This window comes from Bacteroides coprosuis (assembly GCF_020741705.1).
In the GTDB taxonomy this organism is placed as follows: Bacteria; Bacteroidota; Bacteroidia; order Bacteroidales; family Bacteroidaceae; genus Bacteroides_E; species Bacteroides_E coprosuis.
Map to the genome: position 1 here is coordinate 1 of NZ_DYYK01000129.1, position 4,698 is coordinate 4,698.

Below are 4,698 nucleotides of genomic sequence, written 5' to 3' on the forward strand. Positions count from 1 at the left end.
CCTTGCTTTTAGACGAAATTCTCTCTGATGAATCATAACTATTTATTTTCTCTCAAAATAATAGAATATAAAAGAAATATCATATTTACAAAACTTTACTGTAATTTATATTACAGATGTTGTGATTGAAAACCAAGATTTCTAAGTCCTTTTTTTACATCTGGATGACTCATAAACAAATTCCAAAGCAATTGAGTACGATAATTTTCAATCATAACAAGAATAGGACCTTGATCAATAGCTAAATACGCTTGAGGATACCAATTGGATGTCTCACTATAAGCGTCATAGAAGCCATATTTGCCCCAAAACCGATCCTTATTACTATATAGATAGTTCATTACATCCATAGATTCTGTAGGGGTGTATACAATAGAAGATAATGCAGCAGTAGGAGTTATGACTCCTAAATCAGCATTTTCATGAGGAGCATGAGCAACATATCCATCAACAGAATAACTAGCTGTTAAGCCCCAACTATTTTTACCATAACCTTTATATCCCTTAGGATTACGAATACAATAAGCTCTATTTATAAGCGTGTAATTTTTCATCTCTTCAAAATAGTTGGTGGAATACTTATCAGATAACCCACGTGGATCGAGACCTAAGAATGAATAATGTGCCCAAAACAAAGGTCCAGCTTTTTCTCCCTGATATCTTAATTGCAATTCATACTCTTCTTGTTGGGATGTGGTATTGATAGCTCCGCTTTCTGCCCAACCCTTATCATATACATCAGCAGGAACACCATATGTAGATGAAGCTGCAGCTAAAAGATACATAACCAAGCATTCATTATATCCTCTAACAGGGAAATTCATTTTCCAATCATAATTAGGACTCCAATGCCAATATAAAACATCTTGTCCACCCTGTGTGTACCAATTCCATTCAACACCTTTCCAAAGAGTATCAATGCGCTGTGCTAATTCTAGTTCAGTAGTATCGTTTTGATTTAAATACTGATGAACAGTAAGCAATCCTTGTACTAAGAAAGCAGTTTCAACTAAGTCGCCCCCATCATCATAAGAACTAAAAGGTTTTACCTTACCTGTATTACCATCCCACCAATGGGGAAATGCACCATGAAATTTATCAGCACTTTCAATGAAAGAAATAATCTTATTCAATCGTTCAACACCTTCTTCACGAGTAATAAATCCCCGTTCCATACCGACAACTAATCCCATCAAACCAAAACCACCACCACCTGTTGTGACAATATGTTTATCATTTTGAGGATAAATACCATTAGTATGAAAACGCTCACGTGCCAAGCCGCTATTGGGTTCAGCTCCCTCCCAAAAATATTGAAAGGTATTATACTGTACACTATCCAATATAGCATCTTGTAGCTTAGCAGAGTCATTTGAATCCTGTTTTGAGCTACATGAAGTCATTAAAGCGATTATAAATGTACAAACTAAATAATATTTTCGTTGCAAAAGCATAATGATCTATTTTAAAGTAAAGTTTGCCATATTGGTATCAACACTATTGCCACCAATCATTACATAAAATTCTCCTGGTTCGGCTACAAAATCCATATCAAAATTATAGAATTTCAACATTTCAGGAGTAATATCAAATGTTACAGTTTTTGTTTCACCTGGTTTAAGAGATATTTTTTCGAAGCCTTTTAATTCCTTAACTGGACGTGTTGAACTACCAACCACATCACGGATATACAACTGCACCACTTCTTTTCCTTCTACAGAACCTGTATTTGTTACATTAACACTTGCTTTTATAACTTCATGTTGTCCCATTGTATTTGAGCTAAGTTTTACATCACTATATTCAAAAGTTGTATAGCTTAAACCATAGCCAAATGCGTATTGTGGAGTATTAGGTACATCGATGTAATTAGATCTAAATTTTTCAAACCATTCTCCTTTTAAAGGACGACCTGTGTTTTTATGATTGTAATAAATAGGTACTTGACCCATATTTCTAGGGAAGGTAGAAACTAATTTACCACTAGGATTTACGTCCCCAAAAAGCACATCAGCAATAGCATGAGCAGCTTCAGTTCCACCAAACCAAACATTAAGAATAGCTGGTACAACTTCTGATTCCCAAGAGATTGTCATAGGACGACCATTAAAGAGTACGAGAACTACAGGTTTTCCTATTTCCAATAATTTAGCTAATAACGCTTTTTGAACTTCGGGAATATCTATATTACTTCTACTACTTGATTCTCCACTAAACTCTGAAGATTCACCTAACGCTGCAACAATAACATCAACATCTTTACTTACTTCTAAAGCTTCACTTAAAAGCTCTTCATCGGTACGATTATCTCGAAATAGATCTCTACCAAACATCGTAGCATGTTTTTCTAAAACAGCATCAGCAGTTAAATTACTTCCCTTTGCATAAACTACTTCAGCATTTTTACCTGCAACATCTTTAATCCCTTCAACAAGAGTAGCAGGGGCATTTAAATCAACAGCAACACTCCATGTACCAGGCATATTTGAGCGAGTATTAGCCAACGGACCAACTACTGCTATTTTCCCACCTTTTTTTAGAGGAAGAGTATTCTTATCATTCTTTAAAAGCACGAAGCTTTCTGAGGCAACTTTACGAGCTACAACTCTGTGTTCTTTTGAATAAATTTGCTTCTTAGCACGCTTATCATCACAAAAACGGTATGGATCTTTAAATAATCCAAGTTTATATTTCGCTTCTAGAATTCTACGTGCTGCCTTATTGATATGCTCTTCAGTAATTTTACCTTCAGACAATGACTTTTCAAGAGTAGAAATAAATCCTTCTCCTACCATATCCATATCAATACCAGCGTCAAGAGCTCGTGCCGATACTTCTTGCAAATCACCAATACCATGCTCAATCATTTCATTGATACCTGTATAGTCAGTAACAACAAAACCATCAAAACCCCATTGATTTCTTAAAACCTCTGTCATTAACCATTTATTAGCAGTGGCAGGAACTCCATCTACTTCATTAAATGAAGCCATCACACTTCCTACTCCAGCTTCAACGGCTGCTTGATAAGGCAACATATATTCATTGAACATGCGTTGTCTACTCATATCAACAGTATTATAATCTCTACCTGCATCTGGTGCACCGTATAGAGCATAATGCTTAATACAAGCCATCATCTGATCATTGCGTTCAAATCGCTTATCACCACGACCTTGATAACCATAAATCATAGCCTTTGTAACAGCTGCATTCATAAAAGGATCTTCACCAGAACCTTCAGAAACACGTCCCCATCTTGGTTCACGAGATACATCAGCCATAGGACTAAATGTCCAGCTAATACCTGCAGCAGTTGCTTCTGTAGCAGCTATTCGTGCAGACTGTTCTACAGCCTCCATGTTCCATGTACAAGCTAAGCCTAAAGGAATAGGAAATACAGTTTCGTATCCATGGATAACATCCATACCAAATATTAACGGTATGCCAAGTCTACTTTCCTCCACAGCAATACGCTGTACTTCTTTAATTTTTTTAACTCCTTTAATATTAAAGAGACCTCCAACGTGTCCTTCTCGTATTCTCTCTGAGAAGTTTGAATTTTTAGCCTGTCCTGTTGTTATATCTCCAGCCGATGGAAGATTTAATTGACCTATTTTTTCTGTAAGCGTCATCCTTGACATCAAATCGTCGATGAATTCATTCATCTTTGGATCACCTACTTGAGCACCTCCTTTAATTAGAAAAGTGAACAGAAAAAGGAAAACAAAGGTTATTTTTCTCATATGAATTTCTTTTATGAGTTTTCACTCGTATTCAAATTTAATGTTATATATATGTATATATTTTTTACCTAAAAAAGCTATTGAATAGGGTGCGTACTTATTCAGCAACGCACCCTCTCAATTTATGATTTAACTATTAGTTGTTTGAATCATATAACCCTAACCCCTATTGAAAATTGGATTAATAATTAGGGTTCTGAACTAATACACCATTAGATTTGTCAATTTCAGCCTGAGGCAATGGAAGTAATGCATGCTTAGGTTGGTAGCCGTTTGGTCCTAAAACATCTACAGCAGTATTCCAACGAACTAAGTCATAGAATCTATCCCATTCCATAGCTAGTTCAATACGTCTTTCATGACGAATGTACTCTCTCATCTGATTTTGATCACTAGTATTACGTTTTGGAAGAACGGAATCATTTCCACCTCTTGCACGAGCACGTACCATTTCTAGATATTGACCAGCTTCTGATACGTTACCTAATTCATTAGCAGCTTCAGCAGCCATAAGGATTACATCAGAATAACGAATAATTCGGATATTAAACCAATGACCATGTTTATGGTATTTAGCTCTAAGTGCAGGGTTTGTATATGCTTTTTTATTGTAATAAAGATTTTCTACAGTTGACTGTGCAATTGGAACTTCACCATAAGGTTTATTAGGTTCCATAGTTGCAGCTTCAGCAGCACTACGGGCAAAGTAAAGAAGAGTTTCATCTTTTCTTGGATCACCTTCTTCAAAAGCTTCAGCTAATTTTTGAGAAGGAGTATGCCATCCCCATCCCAGGTCCCATTGACCTGAACCACGTACGCCTTGCACTTCTGCATATTGACTACCAATAGTATTACTATTAGGAATAGCTTCAGTCGATGTACCATTCAATTCAAATACAGACTCTGGACCATTTTCAGCTTCTTCTCTAAATATTTTATCAAACGGAGTACT

At 36.0% G+C, this 4,698-nt stretch carries 3 protein-coding genes; all 3 read right to left on the minus strand.

What is annotated here, in order from left to right; all coding sequences use genetic code 11:
• Nucleotides 1-110: 110 nt before the first annotated feature.
• Entirely contained in the window at nt 111-1,454 is a 1,344-nt protein-coding gene (locus tag K8V80_RS07350) for a glucoamylase family protein (RefSeq protein WP_423773069.1), read from the minus strand.
• Nucleotides 1,455-1,460: 6 nt separating this feature from the next.
• The gene (gene bglX, locus K8V80_RS07355) at nt 1,461-3,746 is read right to left on the minus strand and encodes a beta-glucosidase BglX (RefSeq protein WP_276776593.1); all 2,286 of its coding nucleotides are present in this window, start codon (nt 3,744-3,746) and stop codon (nt 1,461-1,463) included.
• 181 nt (nt 3,747-3,927) lie between these two features.
• Nucleotides 3,928-4,698 (minus strand): RagB/SusD family nutrient uptake outer membrane protein (locus K8V80_RS07360; protein WP_276776595.1); only part of this gene is annotated, 771 nt, incomplete at its 5' end.